This is a genomic window from Flavicella sp. IMCC45537, from assembly GCF_057197705.1.
This window is the reverse complement of sequence record NZ_CM170067.1, coordinates 1,779,682-1,802,052: the sequence shown is the minus strand read 5'-3', so window position 1 is coordinate 1,802,052 and position 22,371 is coordinate 1,779,682. Positions and strand designations below refer to the sequence as shown.

Sequence of the window (22,371 nt, the reverse complement as noted above, 5' to 3'; positions counted from 1 at the left end):
ACATAGATTCAATGTAATAACAAGTAAAGAATGTCATTTCAGTTGTAATAGCGATTGGTTGAATTCAATTTCAATCAATAACTGTAGCGTACAAATTGTGTATGTACAGAGACAATTTGCTAAATTGTTTTAACTTTATTTGGATTACTAAAATGATAAATATGAAAATAGTATTAAAGATTGCATTTGTATTTTGTTCACTCAGCCTTTTTGCAATAAATAATAAAATTGGTGCAAAGAAAAAATCTGCTATCCAAAGTATAGAAACCGGTTTAACCATTTTAAAAGTAAGAAATGCGCAAGCCAAAGGTAAAGCGTTTATTGTTGCCTCTAGTTATGAAGGAACTGTAGTTGGATATTCCTATGAAGGTAAAAAGTTATGGGAGAATAAAATGTCAGGTTTTATGAATCATGATCTGTGGTGTGAGGATATCACGGGAGATGGAAATGATGAAGTTTTGTTAGCTAATGCAGACGGTAAAATTTATTGCTTAGATGTTAAAGGAAATTTGTTGTGGGAGTATGGTGCAGGTATTACACCAATGTATGCAGTTAGTGTGATACATAAAAATAAGCAAGCATATGTTGTTGCTGGCGGATTTGATAAAAAAATATATTATTTGTCTTCTACTGGAGTATTGATAAAAGAAATTCCAACTTCGGTTTTCTCTATTGAAAAACCATATAAAAGTGCGACCAAAATAATTCCAAAACCTAATGAATGTGTTGCTAATTTTATTAGAAAGATTAAAAATTCTGAAGGTCAAGAAATTCTTGTTATTTTAGGAAGTAACAACCATATGCAAGTGGCGGGGACTTTATATTTTTTCAATCCATTGGAAGAAAAACCATTTAGAAAAAAGAAAATTTCAGTTGATAAAAAAACTAGGGGTAAACTGAGAATTCGCCCTTTAGGAGATTTCCAAGTGTATGATATCAATAATGATGGCAATGAGGAGATTATTTTGGGTGCTTCAGCACATGCAAATGATCTTTTAGTTTCTACTTATGATTTTAGTAATGACGTTTTTAGTTTTCATCCTATAAAAAAAGTGAAATTTGGTTATGACATTGCGCATACGGTGGTGTTAAAGGAAAAAAATAAAACTGAATATGTGACTAGAGTGGGAAGTCAAATCCATATTTACGAGCCTGATGCTGCAGACAAGGATGTAGAAAGGTTGACTGCTAAATATGCTTATAATGATATGCGTTTCAATGCAGATGCTCAAAAACTTTTATTAGCAAGTACTCAAAGTGGAGGAAGTTGTATACATATTATTGATGTGAACAATAATAAATGGAAAAATGAATTTATCAAACTAGAGCCAACAGGTAAAATGGCGGCTATAATTCATAATGCAGCCAAGATTAGAAAAGATTTACAATCGTTTGAAAAACCAACATATGAAAAAGTTTCGCAATCGGTTTATTTGATGACAGAAAAAGTACCTGCGAATCTTGAGAGTTTAAAAAGATCTTTAGAGAAAAAATATAAGAATCCTATTTTTTTAAATTCTTTGCATATGAGGTATGTTGAGAATTGGGATAGATCTGCAGTAACCAATGAAAAGTATAGAAAGTCAAGAGACCGAAGAAAAAAATATACTTTAACTCAAGAGCAGGCAGTAAAACAAATAAGTGATAGTTATGTTGGAGCTCCAGGAATTGCTTATTGGGCAGGACATGGGAATGATCCTTATATGTTTCACATAAGTACTACAAAAAAGGTTATTGATAAAGCTGCCGGTAAAAAAACGGTGCTGATTTATCCAGAAATGGAAGATCATTCAAAGAAAAATTTAGACTTTTTAGTGAATGATTTAGTATATCCCTTAGCTGACTATGCAAAAGGTAAAAACACAAATATATTTTTGAGATCCAAAAATGTATTTTGGTTGGGGTCAAATTATTTAGAATCATGGGCAAAATTAATGTCTGGTGAATATGCTGATGTTTTTGTTCCTTCCATGGAAGAAACAACAGATAAAACAATGGAGTTGAGTTTGGCAGGTAGAATGGGAATGTGGACCAGTGGTGCAGTAAATAGCTGGGGAACAAGAGCGGTACCAGATAACACGGCTTTTGATAGATCCAAACAACTTGGATACCAAAGATTGCCAAGTCATTTTTTAAGAATGTTAGTTTTTCATACTGCAAATGGTGCCCAATTCATTAATAATTTTGCGGTAAATCAAGACTATCAAAGTATATATTGGGAATTAATAGCACGAGGAGCTTTGTATGTTCCTAAAAGAAATGAGATTTTAAGTATTTCTCCTGTTCATGTAAGTATGAAATCTCCTGATCATCATTTTATGAATGAAGGCTCTAACGGTAAGTGGACCACTTTTTATGATGAAGAGTATGAAAAGAACAATGCCTTTGTTTTTAGCAGAATGAATGGAACATGGCCTGGAGCGGCTGTTACTGAATATGATTTTTCTAGATATGCAGCAGGTGTTAAAGAGAGAAGGTTGAATTTTCTAGCACCTTATGAAAAAGGGCTTGTTTTGATAACACCACCTCAAGAGGGAGTGTATGCTCAGAAAAATGTAGAAAGAGCTCCGCTAGAGGAAAATTTACATCCTATTTATAAAAAGAATCTTACTGAATTTATCACGGATGGTCATCATTACTACTCAGCAGATGGAAAAGAAACGTATCCGGCAGATACATATTACAAAGTAATCGAAGAGAAGATAAAAGAATCTGCTAAAATTTTACCGCTTACTGTTTCTGGTGATGTTGCATGGGTATCAGCGCAAACGGCTCCAAAACACATTCGATTGACCTTAATTGATAATGGATACATCAACCCTAAAGAAAGCACTGCTGTGGTTAAATTTAATAGAACAGATGTAGAAAAAATAAAAGATATTTTGACTGGAGAAGAATTTAAAATATCAAAAGAGAATACAACAAATATAGAGATTCCACTTGGCGCATTTAGATTTATTGATATTGAATTAAAGAAGAGTCTATGAGAAATTTAATTTTCTTTATAATTACTGCGTTTGCGATTACTGTGTTGCCAGCTCAGAAAAAAAATGGACTAGAAAAAAGAGTTGTAGAAAGTTTTAATAAGGATTGGGCATTTAAATTAGAAGATGATGCAAGTTTTAAGGATGTTGACTTTGATGATTCCCAATGGCGTAAATTAATCTTACCTCATGATTGGAGTATTGAAAGGGAATTCGACCCGAAAAATACAGGGAGAAATGCTTGGTTGCCAGGAGGTATTGGATGGTATCGAAAAAGTTTTCAATTACCTAAATCAGCAAAAGGAAAGTATATTCAGATCCAGTTTGACGGTGTTTATAGACATGCTCAAGTATATGTTAATGGAGAACATGTTGGTGCGCAATATGACGGTTATACAAGTTTTTATTTTGATATATCTCACTGCGTAGTATTTGATAAACCAAACACCATTGCGGTCAAAGTAGATAATTCTGTGCAGCCTAATTGTCGTTGGTATAGTGGTTCTGGGATCTACAGAAATACTTGGTTGACCATTAGTAATGCAACGCATATTGAAAATTGGGGTACCTATATCACAACACCCGAAATAAGTAAAGAACAAGCGAAAGTAAAAGTAGAAACTACAATTGAGAACTTTAAAAACCGAGGGAAACTAGTCTTAGAATCCACAATTTATGATCAATCGGGTATAGAAGTTGCCATTTCTAGAACCCAAATACTAGCAAGTTTAAGAAAAGATTATACTGTAAATCAGGAGCTTCAGATAGATAATCCGATATTTTGGAATTTGGAAAGTCCTCATGTCTATAAAGTTATCTCTAGAATATGGGAAGGTGAGACCTTGTTAGATGATTATGAAAGTAGTTTTGGAGTTCGTAACATTGAATTTCGTGATAAGGAAGGTTTTTTTCTAAACGGAATGCACACAAAACTGAAAGGAGTTTGTTTGCATCATGATGCTGGAGATCTAGGAGCGGCTGTTCCCATAGAGGTTTGGAGATCAAGATTGAATATTTTAAAAGAAATAGGTTGCAATGCTATTAGAACTGCCCATAATGCTACGGCTCCGGAGTTTATGGATCTTTGCGATGAATTAGGTTTTTTAGTTATGGATGAGTTTGTTGATAAATGGTACGACAATCAACCTTATGCTTCTGCGAAAAAAAGCAAGAGTAATTTTTTTAATCCTAGTGGATTTGGTGATCCTAACTTTTATTTAGAGTGGAGGAAAAATTATGAAGAGACTGTAAAAAGAGATAGAAATCATCCAAGTGTCATCATATGGAGTGTGGGGAATGAAAATCATAGTCCAGGTGATGTACGTCAAAAGTTGGGACTCAAAACCTATGCGGGATTTGTAAGAACATTAGATCCTACAAGACCTGTGATTTCTGGGATGGAACGCGGGAGAGATGGTAATCCAACAGACAAAGTAGATGCGATTATTGAAACCTGTAAAGAGATGGATTTAATTGCACTTAATTATGGGGAACAATGGTGTAAAGCGATTTCTAAAAAAGGTCCAGGAAAACCTTATGTGAGTACTGAAAGTTATGTCTATTTTAATAGTACACCAGAAAAGAGATTTTCCAATATTGAAAGAGCTCCCTGGTTAGATGTTATGGAAAACCCATTTAATATGGGGCTTTTTTTGTGGGTAGGGATAGATTATTTAGGGGAGGCCAAGAATTTTCCTGCTACCGGAACCAATTGTGGACTCATAGATAAAGCAGGGTTTAGGAAAGAAATCTCATATTTATACGAAGCCTTTTGGTCAGAAAAACCAATGGTAAGAATTGCTGTTTATAAAGATGATGCTGAAGATTTTTCGAAATCAGGAAGATGGTGGTTTCCAAAAATAATGGAGTCATGGAATTTTGAAAAAAATGAGGTGAAAGACATTGTTACCTATACCAATTGTGATGCGGTAGATCTCTATATAAATTCAAAAAAAATAGGTAGGCAAAATTTGTCTGATTTTGAAAATTGGATTGTCAAGTGGAAGAAAGTGAAATTTAATACAGGAACAATTAAGGCTGTAGGGATAATAGAAGGAAAAGAAGTTTGTGAGTTTGAGTTAAAAACGGCTAAACGATTAAAGAAAATTAAGATTACAACACCTAAAAAGGAGTTGAAGCCAAATGAAGTGATAGAACTGATTGTTGAATTACAAGATAGTTCAGGAACATTGGTGCGAGCGGCAAAGAATCTTTCTGCGAATGTTGAAGGAAATGCTGATGTTTTAGCATTTAGTAATGGTGATATGTCTGATATTAAAAGTGCATCAGATAAGATCAAATGTCTTACTCAAGATGGTAAATGTAAATTGTTTTTAAAAGCAGGAAAGAAAGAAGGAAAGCTTAAAATAAATATTTCATCGGAAGATAAAATGAAAACAACATTGAATTTGAAAATAAAAGAAAGCAAGTAATAATTATGGATAGAAGCATTAAGAATTGGATGTTGGTGTGTTGCATTGCAATCAGTACAATGAGTTGTAGTACCACAAAAAATGAGAAACAGAAAAATAAAAAGCCAAACATTGTTTTTGTTTTAGTTGATGATTTAGGGTATGCTGATGTTGGGTTTAATGGATCAACTTGGTTTGAAACTCCGAATTTAGATGCGTTGTCAAAAGAAAGTTTGGTTTTGGATAATGCTTATATGTATCCTACTTGCTCTCCTTCAAGAACGGCAATTTTTACGGGTAAACAGTCTTTTAGAACAGGAGTCTATACAGTTCCTGTATTGGAAAAAGGGACCGCTGAGGAAAATGTGTTTTCCCGTTGGACGGTAGAGAAAAAACATCCCATATATGCAGAGCCATTAGCAGAGGTTGGTTACGAGTCAATTCATATTGGGAAATGGCATATTGTTGGTCCAAATCCTTCTGAAGAGTTGGCTATGAAATTTCCCTTGCAGCAAAAATTATCACAACCTGATCCTGGTGATTATAGTTGGGCTGAGGAGCATAAAAAACCATTTACGCAACAGTTTTATCCAAGAGGGAGAGGGTTTATAAAAAATGTTGGAGGTACCTATCGTGGTGATCCTGCTTTAGAACCTGGTGGTTATAAAAGTGAATCAGGAGGCTATTGGGCTCCTTTTAGCAATCCATTTATAGAGCCCAAATCAACAGATAATTGGTTAACAGATAGAATGACAGATGAAGCTATAGAATTCATGGACTTGCATAAAGAAGAGCCTTTTTTAATTAATTTAAACTATTACGCTGTGCATGCTCCTGTTAGAGCTAGAAGCGAGGCATTATTGAAAAAATATTTAGAGAAACCAGTGGATTCAGTGTATGGTCAAGGGATGCATGTGAAAGAAAAACGCAGAGAATATCATGCAGGATATGCCACAATGGTGGAGTCTGTTGATAACAATGTTCAACGCATTTTAGACTATTTAGATCAAAGTGGTTTGAGAGAAAATACAATGATAGTTTTTACCTCGGATAATGGGTATCATGGAGGGCAAAGCAATAATAAATTACTGAGAGGTGCAAAAGGATATATTTATGAGGGAGGTTTAAGAGTGCCAATGCTTGTCAATTGGCCAGGCAAGGTAAAACCAAGAAGAAGTAGTGCAGCTGTTACTTGTATGGATATTTTTCCTACTTTAATGGATGTAGCTGGGGTTGAAGATTATGCGGGTGTTTTGGATGGAAATTCTGTTACAGATATTTTTAAAGAAGATACAGAGTTGTTTCAAAGCCGCCCCCTTTTTTGGCATGTAGCAAGTCAATATAAACATGGAGCTTGCTCTGTAATCAGAAAGGGTAATTATAAATTGATTCAGTTCTTAGCAACAGGTAAAGTTGAGTTGTATAATCTTTTACAAGATCAGGCAGAATCAAAAGATTTGTCAGAATTAGAAAAGAGTAAAAAGCAAGAGTTGTTACAGGAATTGGTTGCTTGGAGAAAATCAAATAAAGTGCCTTTACCTCCAAATGCGGTTATGGAATATTAGTTTTAAAGAACTAAAGAATTTGAGCAATAGTACTTAGGGCTTTTTTAACAAGTTGTTTTTTCTAAATTAAATGCCTGAGGTTACTTGTTTTCAAAATAGATTTGTTCAAAATGATAGTTTCATTTGGTTGTTTGAGAAAAAATGAGGAATTTAGTTTTAAATTAAGGATTTATTAGCCTAATTAAAACTTATGAAAATGAAACAGAATAAAATTATTTTGACTTTTGTGGGGATGTTTTTTGGAACAGTTGCCACATTTGCACAAGATCTATTGAATCGTGAGATTTTACCAATCGTTGAACCGGAAGCCAAAACGTACACAGAATTAGATGCACGTAATACAAAGCCACCAAAAAGGTTTGAGGTAAATGCACCGAAAGAAGCACCAAATGTTGTCATTGTTTTAATTGATGACTTGGGTATGGGAGCAACAACTGCGTTTGGTGGGCCTATTAAAACTCCTACCATGGAAAGGTTGGCTGCCGCTGGATTACGATATAATAATTTTAACACCACTTCTTTATGTTCTCCTACCAGAATGTCCATTAAAACCGGTAGAAATCACCATACCTGTAACACGGGTTCAATTATGGAAACAAGTACGGCATATCCTGGAAATACAGGTGCATTGCCACCAAGTGTAGCTCCGTTAGCTGAAACATTAAGGTTGAATGGTTATAGTACAGCGGCTTTTGGAAAATGGCATGAAACAGCTGCCTGGGAAACAAGCGTATCTGGACCTTTTGATAGGTGGCCAACGCGTCAAGGATTTGACAAGTTTTATGGTTTTATTGGAGGAGAAACAGATCAATGGGCTCCGCTAATTTTTGATGGAGTAAAGAAGGTGAATCCTCCTAAAATGGACAATTACCATTTTACAACGGATATGACCAACCAGGCAATTAACTGGGTTAAGGCGCAACAATCGATGACTCCAGATAAACCATTTTTTGTTTATTTTTCTACAGGAGCTGTACACGCGCCTCACCATGTATCAAAGGAATGGTCAGACAAATATAAAGGTCAATATGACAAAGGATGGGATGAGGTTCGTAAGGAATCTGTTAAGAATATGAAAGCAGGTGGAATTATTCCATCTAAAACAAGATTGGCTCCAAAACCTGATGATATTAAGGATTGGAAAAAATTGACTGACAACGAACGTAAATTATTTGCTCGTCAGGCTGAGGTTTTCTCTGGTTTTGTGGAAATGACTGATTACGAAATAGGAAGATTGGTAGATGCAATTGAAGAAATTGGCGAGTTAGACAATACCATGATTGTTTTTGTCGCAGGAGATAATGCAACAAGTGCAGAAGGGGGTATGGTAGGTATGTACAATGAAATGACTTACTTTAATTTTGTTGAAGAAAAGGTAGAAGATTTATTGCCATTAATGGATGATTGGGGATTACCAAATACATTCCCTCATATGGCCGCAGGTTGGGCTGTAGCTTTTGATGCTCCTTTTACATGGACAAAACAAATTGCGTCAGATTTTGGAGGTACAAGAACAGGAATGATTGTACATTATCCTGATCAGGTAAAAGAAGGTAAAGGAATTAGAGAACAGTTTACACATGCTATTGACATAGCACCTACTATTTTAGAAGTTGCTGGTTTGCCTGAGCCAAAGGTGGTTAATGGAGTTCCTCAAACACCTATAGAAGGTACAAGTTTTGCATATACTTTTGATGATAAGGAGGCTGCAGAAAGACACAATGTACAATATTTTGAATTGTTTGGAAATAGGGCTCTTTATTTAAATGGATGGTATGCTAGAACATTACATAGAGCGCCTTGGGAAATGAAAGATTTTCCTAACTTAGAAGATGATGTTTGGGAGTTGTATGATGTGAAGAATGATTTTAGTTTGACTAAAAACTTGGCTAAAAAGTATCCTAAGAAGTTAAAAGAAATGCAGGATTTATTTATGGCTGAGGCTGAAAAATATCATGTGTTACCGATTGATGATCGTGTAGTTGAAAGAACAAATCCGGCAATAGCAGGTCGCCCAGATATTATGGGAGGTAGAACTGTATTGAAGTTATATGAAGGAATGGAAGGTATGATGGAAAACACTTTCATCAACATTAAAAATAGATCCTTTACTATTGATGCTGAAGTTGAAGTGAAAGACGATGCTACTGGTGTTATTTTGACGCAAGGAGGCCGTTTTGGAGGATGGTGTTTATACATGAAAGAAGGGGTTCCTGAATTTACTTATAATTTCTTAGGGTTAGAAAGATTTGTTATAAGTACAAAAAGTAAATTGACAGCCGGAAAACATAAAATAAGTTTTACATTTAACTATGACGGTGGAGGTAACGGAAAAGGTGGAGATGCGAGTATTGTTGTCTCTGATGGCTCTAAAGGAAATGGAAGAATTGAGAAAACACAACCGAATATGTTTTCTGCTGATGAAACAGCCGATGTTGGGTTAGACAATCAAACTCCAGTAGCTGAAGGAATAGGTTATGGTCCAGAAGAAACTAAGTTTACAGGAAAAATTGACAAAGTGATTGTTGAAATAAAATAATTTTCACTAATAAGATTCAAAAGCCTCCAATGCAATATTGGAGGCTTTTTTATTTTAAAGATGAAAATAAAGCAAGTGAAAAGGTATGTCTTGGCGGGGTTATGACTGTAGGGGACAAATATTAAACTCTCGGAGACGCTATTATTTTTTATATTTTTTTAATTCGTATCATCAATTAGATAAGAATATGAGAAATACAATGTCTTTAAAAGTTATGGCACTCTTAGTGTTTGTTGTTGGTTTTAAATCCTCAGCCTATTCACAAAAGCTTAAAAGTAAACCCAATGTATTGTTGATTACAGTTGACGATATGAATGATTGGGTAGGCGTGTTCGGGGGACATCCTCAAGCAATAACGCCTAATATGGATAAGTTTGCAAAAAAAAGTACTGTGTTTAAAAATGCATATTGCTCGGCTGCTTTGTGTAATCCGTCGCGAACCAGTATGCTAACAGGTTACCAGCCTTTTAAGACAGGAGTATATGGAAATGTAGAGGTTTTTAGAAAAATGCAAGGCTTTGAAAATACGATTACCCTTCCTCAATATTTTGCAGAAAACGGTTATGAAACGGTTGCTTCAGGTAAAATTTTTCACAGTCCAAGAGGAACCGCTAAAGAACCAAAAGAAGGAAGCGATCCTGGATCTTTCCAGATTGAAAACAAAGTTGGTTTAGGAACACCGTATCCGAAAAATAGATTTCCACATGGTTTAGACTTTAAAAAGGCAGGAGTTAAAGGGAGTAAAACAAGATCTTTTGATTGGGGACCTGTAAATGTTCCTGATGAAAAGACAAATGATTGGAAGTCGGCAGAATATGCCTCTAATTATCTGAAGAAAGAACATGATAAACCATTCTTTTTAGCCTGTGGAATATTCAGACCTCACTTACCACTTTATGCACCAAAAAAATATTTCGACATGTTTGATGAAGAGAGTATTGAACTACCTAAAGTTTTACAAAATGATTTAGACGATGTGGGTCGAATTGGGAAAAACTGGACGGGAAATAAGTTGCATGCTGAGATATTAAGAAATAATAAATGGAAATCAGCCGTAAAAGGTTATCTCGCAAGTTTGGCTTTTGCGGATGCATGTGTTGGACATTTGTTGGATAATTTAGAGAATAGTGCCTATGCAAACAATACCATTGTTGTTATTATGGGGGATCACGGTTGGCATTTAGGTGAAAAAGAACATTGGTCAAAACAGACACTTTGGGAAGAGTCAGCAAAAACACCATTGATCATATTTGACCCAAGCAAAAGTAAAGGTGAAGTTAGTGTAAGGACCGTCTCTTTGATAGATGTCTATCCAACTTTAATAGACTTATGCGATTTGCCACAAAAGAAAGATTTGGATGGAAATAGTTTTGAGCATTTAGTGTCCAATCCAAAGGGGACTTGGAATCATTCTGCTTTGACAACTAAAGGCTTGGGGAATCACACATTGAGAAATGAAAACTTTAGATATATTGTTTATTCAGATGGCTTTGAAGAGTTATACGATCATAGAAATGATCCAATGGAGTGGAAAAATGTTGCAAAAGAATCTAAGAATAAAAAGGTGATTAAAAAGTTTAGGGAGGAATTAAAAATCCTTTTGAACTAAAAAAAACTTGATTTATGAGTAATTCATTCTTTATAGAATTTTGTATTCAAAATTATAAAGGAACAATAGAATGTTCATAAGAGTTGGGTTGTGAAATAGATGGAAAATAGAAGAGATTTTTTAAAAAAAGTGGGACTTGGAAGTCTTGCCATGACAGGAATGTCGACTTCGGCTATGGGAAAGTTAACGAAGCTTGATGGCGAAGATTTGTTTTCTAATAAAACAATTATTGGTGAAGGGAAGCAAATTCAGGTAAAAGTGCAAGTCCCCTTGTTTTGTCCTTTTCAGAGTTTGAATGGTCCTGGTGAGAAGGGTGGAAATTCCTACTATTATCAGAGTAAACCGTTTGTTTACAATCCATTCACATGCAAAGCGGCAGGGATGTCTGGATCTCCGGTAATTATTGATGCAAAAGGTAAATTTATTGGGTTCATGACTACTTTAGGGTATGAAAATTCAATATATAGTTTTGACGGTAAAGAAACCTTAACTGTAATTATTCCTGAGGGACAAGAAGTTTTTTTAGATGAAACAGGAAATGGAGATGAAGCTTGGAAAGAATACAACCGAGTAATGATGAAACGATTGAATTATACACCATATGTGCAAACCCCTAAATTTTGGGCAGATGTTGAGTATTGTACTTGGTCTGAACAAAAACATTTGTCGAGTAAAAGACACGAGCATTTTCATTTATTGAATCATAAGTTTGTAAAGTACTATATAGATAAAATTGTGGAGCTTGGGTATCCCAAGGGTAAGTTGACTTTAGATCATGGTTGGGGTACTTTTCCTGATGGCAGTATCAATTCTGGGTTTGGGTCATGGATTCCGGATCCTAAAAAATTCCCTGATTTTAGAAAAACAATGGATATGATCTATGAAAAAGGATTTACGCCTGGTTTGTGGATTGGTTTTCCGAAGATTCATAAAAATAGTATTGCCGCTCAACGGTATCCTGAACTTTTAGGCAATTATTCTTTTGGAACAAAAATAGGGAGGAAAGATGATGTACAGTATTTAAATAGTCAATCCGATATATATGGATATGCTTCAGAAGTGATTTCACGTTTTCATAAGATGGGGGTAATGAAGTTTAAAATAGACATGTCTTACAACACTAAATCAGAGATGTTACCAATCCATAGAGCTTTGTACAGAGCAGCGAAAGACATCGATAAAAATATTGAAATGGAGTTTCATGTACCAGATATTTTTCTTTCCAAATATGCCGATGTAGTACGTACGAATGATATTTGGCTATTGGACAAATACAACTGGAAAGGTCGTGTAAAAACACACTATGAGATTTGTTATAAGTCGGCTCCAGGTAAAGGAATCAACTTAGATCATATTGGAGGTAACTCGACTGATGCAATAACAGAAAAGAAATTTTTAGAGCACTTAGAGAGTTATAAAACCAAAACAGGCTTTCCTTTGGTTTCGGTGTTGCCACATCATTTTGGGAATAAGTGTGTTGATGAAACTGGAGATTATTTATGGAACTATGAAAAAGGCCCTAAAAATATTCTTTCAGATTTTTATTAGAGAGAATCAAATGATGATAAAACTTAACATTACTAAATAGTATTATAATGAAGATTAATTTTAAAACTTTAGTGACAGGTGTATTTGCTTTTAGTGCTCTTTTCAGTAACGCTGCTGAGGAGGAAGTAAAACCTAAAAGGCCCAACCTAATTATTATCCATACGGATGAACATAATTTTAGAACATTAAGTTGTTATCAAAAATTATTACCAGAAGCCGAGGCTTTTGTTTGGGGAAAAGGAAACAACTCCAAAACACCCAATATAGATAAGATTGCTAATGAAGGCGTAATTTGCACTAGCTACTATGCTTCTTCTCCTGTGTGTACTCCCTCTAGAGCATCATTGGTAACAGGTTTGTATCCACAGGCAACTGGAGCGCCTAAAAATGGAATGCATATTAGAGAGGATATTCCAACTTTTGCAACTATTTTACAGGAAAATGGTTATGCAACTTCTTATGTGGGTAAGTGGCATTTAGCAGGACATGAGAAATATACTTTCGGAATTAAGTACCAAGCCGGATTTGCCGATAATAGGTATATGATGAGAGGTGGACACGCTCCATATTTTCATATAAAAAATGGAACATATAAAGGAATTAATGAAAAAGTAGCCGCAAAGTTGCCTGAGGATGAAGTAATTCATTTAACCGACTTTTTCACGGATAAGACATTAGAAATACTAGAAAGAGATAAGAACAAACCTTTTGCATTAATGCTATCGATTCCCGACCCTCATACGCCTGACTTTGCAAAACCGCCATATGATAAAATGTATGCCAATATGGATATTCAGGCTCCATTGACCTCTAAACCTGAATACGCTAATAACAGACCGAGTTGGGGAAAAGGTGGAAGTAATGAGGCTACTAAGAAAAAAGCCTTTGAAAATGAAAAAGAAGCTTTGAAACAATATTTTGGTATGGTTAGTCATATTGATGATAGTGTAGGCCGAATATTAAATTTTTTAGAAGAGAATAATTTAGAAGAAAATACAATTATTATTTTCACTTCAGATCATGGGGATATGTTTTTCGAGCACAAAAGAAGAAACAAAGGAGTACCATATGAAGCATCCTCTAGAATACCGTTTGTATTGCGTTATCCTTCAAAAATAAAGTCAGGGAAGGTTATCAATAAAGCCTATACGAATGTTGATTTTACCCCAACTGTTTTGGGAATAATGGGAGTTCATTCTGATGCACGTTTTCATGGGATGGATACCTCAGAAGATTTCTTAAATAGAAAAAAAGTTGTGGATAGTGATCGTATTACATATTTCGCCAAGTCTGGAGGATGGTGGGTTGCTGCCGTTTCAGATAGATTTAAATTGGTAATTGATAAAAAAGAAAAACCTTATTTGTTTGATATGAAAAAAGATCCTTTTGAACTGGTGAATGAATACAATAATAAGGAGTATCAAGAAGTTGCAAAAAAAATGCAGACTGAATTATTTAAGCAATTACAAGAGTTTGACGAACCTGGTTTAAAGTTAAATCAAACATATGTTACAAAATAGGAATTTGGAGTTTTGTATAAAGTAGGTTAGTTCTACAGGAACAATAAAAATTGAAAATACAATTAATTTATAAATCTATGCATATTTATGAGATTCCATATCTCCTTTAGATGTTTTAAATAATAAGAATGACTAAAATGCTGAATAATTTCAAAAGAACAGAAATCAAAGGGAACAAATATTTTTATGTTTTGTTTGTTTTTTTTATGGTATTTAACCTAACAGCTCAAACTTTAGAAGAACAAGCTCGAACAAAAATATTGGAATTAAATACATTAATTACAACTGCTAAAAACGACGGTATTGAAGTTCTAAAAGAAGAAATGACAGTTCGAACTGCTGAGGTTTTCTTAGATTATGCAAATTGGGATGAAAGCAACATTAGTATGAATACTGAGTTATTCGCTATGGTTAGCAGGTATAAAGATAATGCTGGAGAAATGGCTGAATTGTTGCCTGATTTTGAAAGATCTGATGTGTTAAATATGTTAGAGGAATCGATTTCTTACTTATCGATGTTAATTGATAAAACAGTTTTTAGAGAATCGATTCCAAATATTGATTGGGAGAACGTTGTACATGAAAACGATCAGCTTACTTATAATGGAAAACCAGTTTTTTTGGCCGACTTTACTTGGAAACCAGAAATTGATCAATTAACAGAGTTTTACGGGAATCAAGATGGGTATTTTTTGACACCGGGACTTGTTGTAGACAATCAAGGTACTATTAAAACAAATACATACAATGAGCTAATAGCTAAGGAGACTGGGGCTCTTGGATTTATTTTTATGAACCATAAGAATGTACCAGATTGGTCAATACAGGAATATGGAGAGGATTTTGAAATGCGTACTGATACCTATACAGGCTACGATATTGATAATCCCGGAGCAAGAGAGATGCAATCATTTTTAATTGGAGGCACGGTGCCTCATATGGCAGGTAAAAAGTATTCCAACTTGGGGTATATGTTATGTAATGAACCTCATTTTTTCACGCAAAAAACAGGTGATAAACTGGCATGGGCATCCGGACCTGTCTCTGAATTTACAATTGAAAAATTTAAAGTATGGCTTGAGAGTAAACATGGTACTATAGAAAGACTTAATAGTTTGTGGGAAACTAGTTTTGTGGATTTTAGCGATGTTACTATTGAGATTCCTATTGATACTAGTTTAAGGGGGAGTGCGAAATGGTACGATTGGTCATTGTTTAATATGTATAGAGTGACAGAATGGTATAAATTTTTGAAATCAGAAATTCAAAAGTATGATGATGATACCAAAATCCATTTAAAAATTATGCCCAATTTATGGACAGAAAACGAAAGGGTACATGGTATAGATTTGGAAGCTTTAACAAGTTTAAGTGAAATTGTTGGAAATGATGCTGGTGCTATAAATAATCATATGTGGGGGCCAGAAGAAGAGTGGGAAGAAAACTATGCCTTAGAGTGGAGAGAATTATGTATGGGTTATGATTTTATGAAATCTGTAAGTCCAAATAAAATTAATTACAATACTGAAGTTCATTATTTATCCACCGTACGGTCTAGGGATTTATATTTAGATCCTGCTTACGCAAGAGCTACTTATTGGCTAGGTCATATGTATGCAATGACGGCAAGTCAAACTTGGTTTTGGCCACGAACCGAAGATGGTTCTCCAAGAAATGGAGTAAGCGTGGGGAATGGATATGCAGGATCAAATATTCAGCAACCTAGGGTTACCAATGAAGTAATGTCTACCATGATGGATTTAAATTCACATTCAGAAGAAATCATGACATTTCAGCGTTTGAAAAAGCCGATACGTATCTTTTATTCGAAAACTTCCGCAATAAACAAAGCAGCTCATATGGATGACATTTTTGAATTGTATGAAGAATTGCATTTTGAAGGAACCCCAATTGGTTTCGTAACGAAAGACATTTTATTGAATCAGTCAATGGATTCATGGGATGTAGTATTAATATCTAATACCGAATATGCATCAGAAGAGGAGGTTCTTGCGCTGCAAAATTATTTAGATAATGGTGGTGTTATTGTGATGGATGACATTAGTTTAAAGCATAACGAATATGGTGAAGATTTAACTCCGTTAATGGCAAGTAATGGAGTTTTGTCTGTTACCTCCCATCAAGAGATGAAGACGAAAGCTTTCGAGATTTTGGATGAAAATGACGAGTTGCCGAGTATAATTGTAAGTGAGACGAACTCAGTGAATAGAAAAGGTTGTGTTTGGAGATCTTATCGTAATGCTTATGGAAATGTTGTTTTGTCGGTTGTAAATATGGGGAAAAGTAATGCTTCCCTGGAAATTAGTTTGAAAGAATCAATTGGCCCTGTTGTTGCAAAAGATTTCATTAAAGGGATTGAAACTTCGTTGTCGCCTGTTTTGAAACCTTATGAAATTTATTTTGTTGAAATAATTGACAAAGGATCTGAGGATGTTTTGATAGATTATTATGGATTTGAATCTGCTGATGCTGTTACACCAGGTGTGATAGAACCGAATTCAAATGGAAATGCAGTGGAAACTGGTTGGTTTTTTCAGCATCGAAATTATTCTTTTTCTGAGTCTGTGAAAAATTCTGGATTTTATAGTTTGAAGTTTGATTCTTCTGTTGGAAATGAAACCTCATATCAAGCTCAAGGTGGCGGTAGTACTTCTCCTGAAAACTCTAAGCTATCTTTAGAAGAAGGAACATATATTGCAAAGCTATCTGTTTATATAGATCAAAATAGTCCAAATATAATTCAAACTAATATTGCTTCCCCTTTTAAATCAATTTCATGGGATCTTAATGGTTTGGAGGAAAAAAAATGGCACGATTTGAGTCAAGAAATCGAATTAGGTGAAACGGTTGCATCTAAACTTTCGTTTAAAATTTTAGATAGTGCAATAGAGAGTTATCCATCAGTATTGTATGTAGATGATCTTAGTTTTAATCAGAAAACACTTTCTATAAATAATGAAGTTAAGGAGAAGAAATATACAATATACCCTAATCCAGCTAAGAACGAGGTGAGTATCAAGGCTCCAAAAAATAGTTTGGTTACCTTTTATAATGTTTCTGGTGTTTTAGTTAAAACTTTGGTGTGTCAGTCAACTTTACAAGTTATTTCTATTAGTGACCTAGAAGCTGGTTTGTATTTTGTATCTATAGAAAATGAATCCATTAGGGAGATGAAAAAACTAATTATTGAATAACAATCGTTAGAAATTAAAAAAGCTCTCTATACGAATAGAGAGCTTTTTTGTGGTCAATAACTGCAAACTATTGGCCTCTCGTAAGCGAGTTTTATATTTTTTAGAAGAAGGCTAGGATACCATAACTTCCTTTGAGCATTCCAACAGAGAGCACTGCAATAACACAAATTATTAAAATGCTAAGCGGAATAATTAATCGGTCTACAATGGTTAGGTTTTTAGGTCGTTCTTTGTCTCCAATTAATCCATTATTATCTAGAAACATCGCCAAAGCCCATGCTAACACAGGGTTGGTTACCATGGCCATGAAAATACAAATTCCGGCTGCCTGAGCGCTTGCACTTTCCTTAACCATTTGAATACCTGCCTCAATCATAGGTAAAAATACTCCGACCAATAGGGCAATTGATCTTACGGGGGGCCATACGGCAACATCCATAGGACTTCCTAGTATTGCTACTGCAATTACCATCAGCCCGAGTAAAATTGCCCCAGCTGGAATGGGTCTTTTAGCGATTGCGGCTGGAATCAAATAGGTTCCCCAAGAAGAGGTAATATTACCACCTCCAACAGCGGTTCCTACCATTTGTCTTATGGAACACATTGTCATTGTATCATCTACATCCATCAGTACTTTATCTGATTTTTTAGGATAATTCATTTCTTGAAAAATTCTATGTCCTAAGAAATCTGGAGACCACATTGCTACTGCTAAAATTGCAAAAGGTAAGGAAGCCACAAAATGTTTTGCCTTTGGTAATCCTAGCATCCATCCTTCACTAGTATTTCCCCACCAGTAAGCTGGATTCAAATTAGGTAATCCTATTTCTGTAGTAATTTGAAGGTCAAAACTTGCCCCACCGATTAAAGCTATTAATAAAGCCGAAACAGCACAAGCAGGAATGGATAACCAACGTTTGTCAATTCTTGCTAGATAGCTGTATAGTATAATCGTAAAGCTTAAAATGATTAAGCCTAAGAATCCCATAGATCCGGCTTCAACTGTTTCAGAGGAAAGTCCTTTACTCCAGGTTTGAATTGTTTTGATCTGGCTTAATGCTCCCATAAATCCAAGGAAAATTAATAACCCTCCTGCAACTCCTTTACTTGTAAGGTTTACTAGTTTAGAGCCGCCTTTAAAAAAACTGAGCAGTAAACCAAATACACCTATTAGGATCGCAAGCGCTAAGGGATGAGCACCTGCTAATGCTATACTTGCAATTAATGGTATCATTGGTCCATGATTTCCTGCTAAATTTGCCCTTGGATTAAAAAATCCAGATGCTAAAATAACAAACAGAAATGCTGGAATAATCATTTCTACTCGGGATACTTCAATAGCAAATTCTTTTCCAAGTGATATATGATCCCATGCTTTGGATAATCCTTCTGCCCAAGCCATCATAACGGATGAGTACATGGCAATAATACCAAGGGTTCCTGCCAGTGCTGGTACTAAATCTTCCCATTCAAATTTATAATCTCTGCCAGGTAGGTTTAATTTGAACCTTCGTGGTTTCATGATTTGTAACTCATGTTCTAAATAGTCAGTTCGGCTTTCAAACGCTGATGCCGGTTTATGCTGTTCCTTGTAGGTTTTCATATTGTAATATGTTTCGGAGATGATATTGTTATCCTAATAACCATCTGTATATTCTGGAAGTTTTATCTATGCTAATGGTTGTTTTGAAAAGTTGATACTTATGCGTTTTTTGATCAATTTAAAACTTAATTGTAGTAACAATAAAACTTATTTATTTCTCGTTTCGCAGGTCATAAATGTTATGAGTGCTAGGTGTTGTTAGTTGACTTTTACTTCTTTGAAATATTCATTCAAAATAGTTACGGCCTCGTTCAGTTCATTTTCGGTGTTTTCTTGTATGTCGTTTAATTTATATTCCCATCCTAAGGCTTTCCATTTATGAACGCCTAACTTGTGATAAGGTTGTAATTCTATTTTTTCAATAGTTTTGTAGTTTTTGAAATGCTTTCCCATGGCATGAAGCAATTCTGGCCTATTTGTGATACCTGGAATTAACACGTATCGCAACCACATTTTTTTACCAGAAGCTTCTCTATGAGCTGCGAATTTGAATGTTGTTTCTTTGTTTTTTGCACCAGTTAAGTATTGATAGCCATCCTCTGTCATGTGTTTGATGTCTAACATTACAAGATCAGCGTAATCGTCTAAAAGTTTTTCTGTAAAATGATTTAAAACTCTACCATTGGTGTCTATATTGGTATGGATATCTTCTTCTTTTAAACGTTGGAAAAAATGAATCAATTCTTTAGATTGTAATAAAGGTTCTCCACCAGATACGGTTACTCCTCCTTTGTTGCCAAAGTAAGATTTCATGTTAACAGCACGTCGAACTAAATCCTCAATTTCATGTTCTTCACCTCCATGTGTGTCAATAGAATCTGGATTGTGGCAGTACAAACATTTTAATTTACATCCCTGTAAAAAAACAACCATTCTAACTCCTGGACCATCATGGGTTCCAAAAGATTCGATAGAATGTACTCTTAATGTATTTTCTGAAGTTTTGATAGGCAAATTGTTTAATGAAATATAGTGCCCGGCGGGGTAGTACCGAACACCTTATTTTAATTACATAGATTCGTGGAAAGATCTTGTGATAACTTCCATTTGTTGCTCTTTTGTCAATCGGATAAAGTTGACCGCATAACCTGAAACACGAATTGTTAATTGTGGGTATTCTTCTGGGTTTTCCATAGCGTCTAACAAAGTTTCCTTATCAAGTACGTTGACATTTAAATGTTGTGCTCCTTTGTCAAAGTATCCATCTAAAGTAGTTGCTAAATTGTCAATTCTTTCTTCTTCTGTTGCCCCTAAAGATTTCGGAACAATTGAAAAAGTGTTAGAAATACCATCCTGAGAATCTTCATAATTTATTTTTGCTACTGAGTTAAGTGAAGCAATAGCTCCATTAGAATCACGGCCATGCATTGGATTAGCACCGGGTGCAAATGGAATTCCTTTTGCTCTACCATCAGGAGTAGCTCCTGTTTTTTTACCATATACTACGTTAGAGGTAATTGTTAAAACAGACATGGTTACAGCAGCATCTTTATAAACAGGTAGTTTTTTTAATTCATTATTGAAATCAGCAACAGCATTTGCAGCAAAGATATCTACGCGATCGTCGTCATTTCCGTATTTAGGGAATTCTCCTTCAATTGTAAAGTCAACTGTCAGTCCTTCCTCATTTCTAATAGGTTTAACTTTCGCATATTTGATAGCTGATAACGAATCGGCAACAATAGATAATCCGGCAATACCATAGGCTATATTGATCATTGGATTGGTATCAATAAGAGCCATTTGGGATTTTTCGTAATAATACTTATCATGCATATAGTGAATGATGTTCATAGAATCGTTGTAAACTCTAGCAACCTCTTTCATGGCAATTTTGAAATTGTCCATTACTTTATTGAAATCTAGAACGTCATCAGTCATTGGTGCAATACCTTCCACCATTTGAGTCCCAGTATTTTCACATTTACCTCCATTGATAGCTAATAATAGCGTTTTTGCAAGATTCGTTCGTGCACCAAAGAATTGTATTTGTTTCCCGATTTCTTGGAATGAAACACAACAGGCAATACCATAATCGTCAGAATCTCTTGTGGTTCTCATTAACTCATCATTTTCAAATTGAATAGATGAGGTATCTATAGATACTTTAGCACAATAGTTTTTAAAGTTTTGAGGAAGACCATATGACCAAAGAATAGTAATATTTGGTTCAGGTGATGGGCCTAAGTTGTATAAAGTATGGAGGAAACGGAATGAAGTTTTGGTGACCTTTGTTCTTCCATCGGCAAACATACCACCAATGGCTTCTGTAACCCAAGTTGGATCTCCTGCAAAGATTTCATCATAAGCCTCCATACGTAAGTGTCTAACCATTCTTAATTTCATTACGAATTGGTCAATGTATTCTTGCGCTTCCTCTTCTGTAATAACACCTGCCTCTAAATCTTGCGTAATGTAAATATCCAAGAAAGAAGAGACATTTCCTAAAGACATAGCGGCACCGTCTTGTTCTTTTACCGCAGCTAAATAAGCCATGTAAGTCCATTGCACAGCCTCTTGTGCATTTTGAGCAGGTCTTGAGAGATCTAATCCATAATGATTACCCATCGCGATCATATCTTTTAAGGCTCCAATTTGCTCGGCAACTTCTTCACGTAAACGAATCACGCTATCACTCATTGGACCAGTAATCTTTGCTAAGTCTTCTTGTTTTGTTTTAATCAGTTGATCGATTCCATATAAAGCAATTCTTCTATAGTCTCCAATCACACGTCCACGTGCATAATTATCAGGCAATCCTGTTAGGAATCCTAGAGATCTAAATTTTTTGATTTCAGCGGTATAAGCTGAGAATACACCATCATTATGTGTTTTTACATATTTAGTAAAAAGTTCATTTACTGCATCACTAGGGGCAAGTCCATGTTCGGAAAGTGCTTTTTGAACTACCTTGTATCCTCCAAATGGTTTCATAGCTCGTTTTAGTAATTCATTGGTTTGCAATCCAACAATTGTTTCATTTTCTTTGTCGATGTATCCAGCTTCAAAAGAGTTTACTCCAGAAATAGTTTCTGTATCTACAGATCTAACACCATTGTTTTGTCTTTCTTCTTTTACAGCAGATTTACAAATATCCCAAAGTTTTTGTGTTTTTTGCGAGGGGCCAACTAAAAACTCATGATTCCCATAGTAAGGAGTAATATTCTGAATAACAAAGTCTCTAACGTTAATTTCTTTGTCCCAAATTCCATTTTTAAATTCTAATACTTTCATGTCCAATGTTTTTTAATTGTATAAATCTACCTTTTGTTTTACAGGTCAAATTTACAATTAAAACACATAGAATACAATTTAGTCTTTTATTAAAGAGTGGAAATATGCAGTTTGAAGGTGTCTATATTCTAATGATTATTAAA

Annotated in this window: 11 protein-coding genes; 8 read left to right on the top strand and 3 right to left on the bottom strand. The window is 34.8% G+C overall.

What is annotated here, in order from left to right:
• Positions 1-161: 161 nt before the first annotated feature.
• From AC2DGP_RS07550 to AC2DGP_RS07515, 8 genes are all read left to right on the top strand, one after another.
• A complete protein-coding gene (locus tag AC2DGP_RS07550) occupies positions 162-2,987 on the top strand; it encodes a hypothetical protein (protein WP_484492391.1) in 2,826 nt (941 codons plus the stop codon).
• Positions 2,984-5,416, top strand: coding sequence for a glycoside hydrolase family 2 TIM barrel-domain containing protein (locus tag AC2DGP_RS07545; RefSeq protein WP_484492390.1), 2,433 nt, complete (start codon positions 2,984-2,986; stop codon positions 5,414-5,416). The genes AC2DGP_RS07550 and AC2DGP_RS07545 overlap by 4 nt, the downstream gene beginning before the upstream one ends.
• A gap of 5 nt (positions 5,417-5,421) precedes the next feature.
• Positions 5,422-6,960, top strand: a complete 1,539-nt coding sequence (locus AC2DGP_RS07540) for a sulfatase (RefSeq protein ID WP_484492389.1) — start codon at positions 5,422-5,424, stop codon at positions 6,958-6,960.
• Between the two features lie 196 nt (positions 6,961-7,156).
• The gene (locus AC2DGP_RS07535) at positions 7,157-9,499 is read left to right on the top strand and encodes an arylsulfatase (RefSeq protein ID WP_484492388.1); all 2,343 of its coding nucleotides are present in this window, start codon (positions 7,157-7,159) and stop codon (positions 9,497-9,499) included.
• A 187-nt stretch (positions 9,500-9,686) separates the two neighbouring features.
• Entirely contained in the window at positions 9,687-11,108 is a 1,422-nt protein-coding gene (locus AC2DGP_RS07530) for a sulfatase (RefSeq protein ID WP_484492387.1), read from the top strand.
• A 99-nt stretch (positions 11,109-11,207) separates the two neighbouring features.
• Positions 11,208-12,656 (top strand): alpha-galactosidase, encoded by a 1,449-nt coding sequence (locus AC2DGP_RS07525; RefSeq protein ID WP_484492386.1) that lies wholly within the window; start codon positions 11,208-11,210, stop codon positions 12,654-12,656.
• A gap of 47 nt (positions 12,657-12,703) precedes the next feature.
• Entirely contained in the window at positions 12,704-14,176 is a 1,473-nt protein-coding gene (locus tag AC2DGP_RS07520; RefSeq protein ID WP_484492385.1) for a sulfatase family protein, read from the top strand.
• A 128-nt stretch (positions 14,177-14,304) separates the two neighbouring features.
• Entirely contained in the window at positions 14,305-17,391 is a 3,087-nt protein-coding gene (locus AC2DGP_RS07515; protein WP_484492384.1) for a T9SS type A sorting domain-containing protein, read from the top strand.
• 100 nt (positions 17,392-17,491) lie between these two features.
• Here the strand turns inward: AC2DGP_RS07515 and AC2DGP_RS07510 are convergent, their stop codons facing one another.
• From AC2DGP_RS07510 to pflB, 3 genes are all read right to left on the bottom strand, one after another.
• A complete protein-coding gene (locus tag AC2DGP_RS07510; protein WP_484492383.1) occupies positions 17,492-18,994 on the bottom strand; it encodes a DUF3360 family protein in 1,503 nt (500 codons plus the stop codon).
• 198 nt (positions 18,995-19,192) lie between these two features.
• Positions 19,193-19,948: a pyruvate formate-lyase-activating protein gene (pflA, locus tag AC2DGP_RS07505; RefSeq protein ID WP_484492382.1), complete on the bottom strand. Its 756-nt coding sequence runs from the start codon at positions 19,946-19,948 to the stop codon at positions 19,193-19,195.
• 54 nt (positions 19,949-20,002) lie between these two features.
• Complete coding sequence (gene pflB, locus AC2DGP_RS07500; RefSeq protein WP_484492381.1) at positions 20,003-22,228, bottom strand: formate C-acetyltransferase; 2,226 nt, start codon at positions 22,226-22,228, stop codon at positions 20,003-20,005.
• Positions 22,229-22,371: the final 143 nt, after the last annotated feature.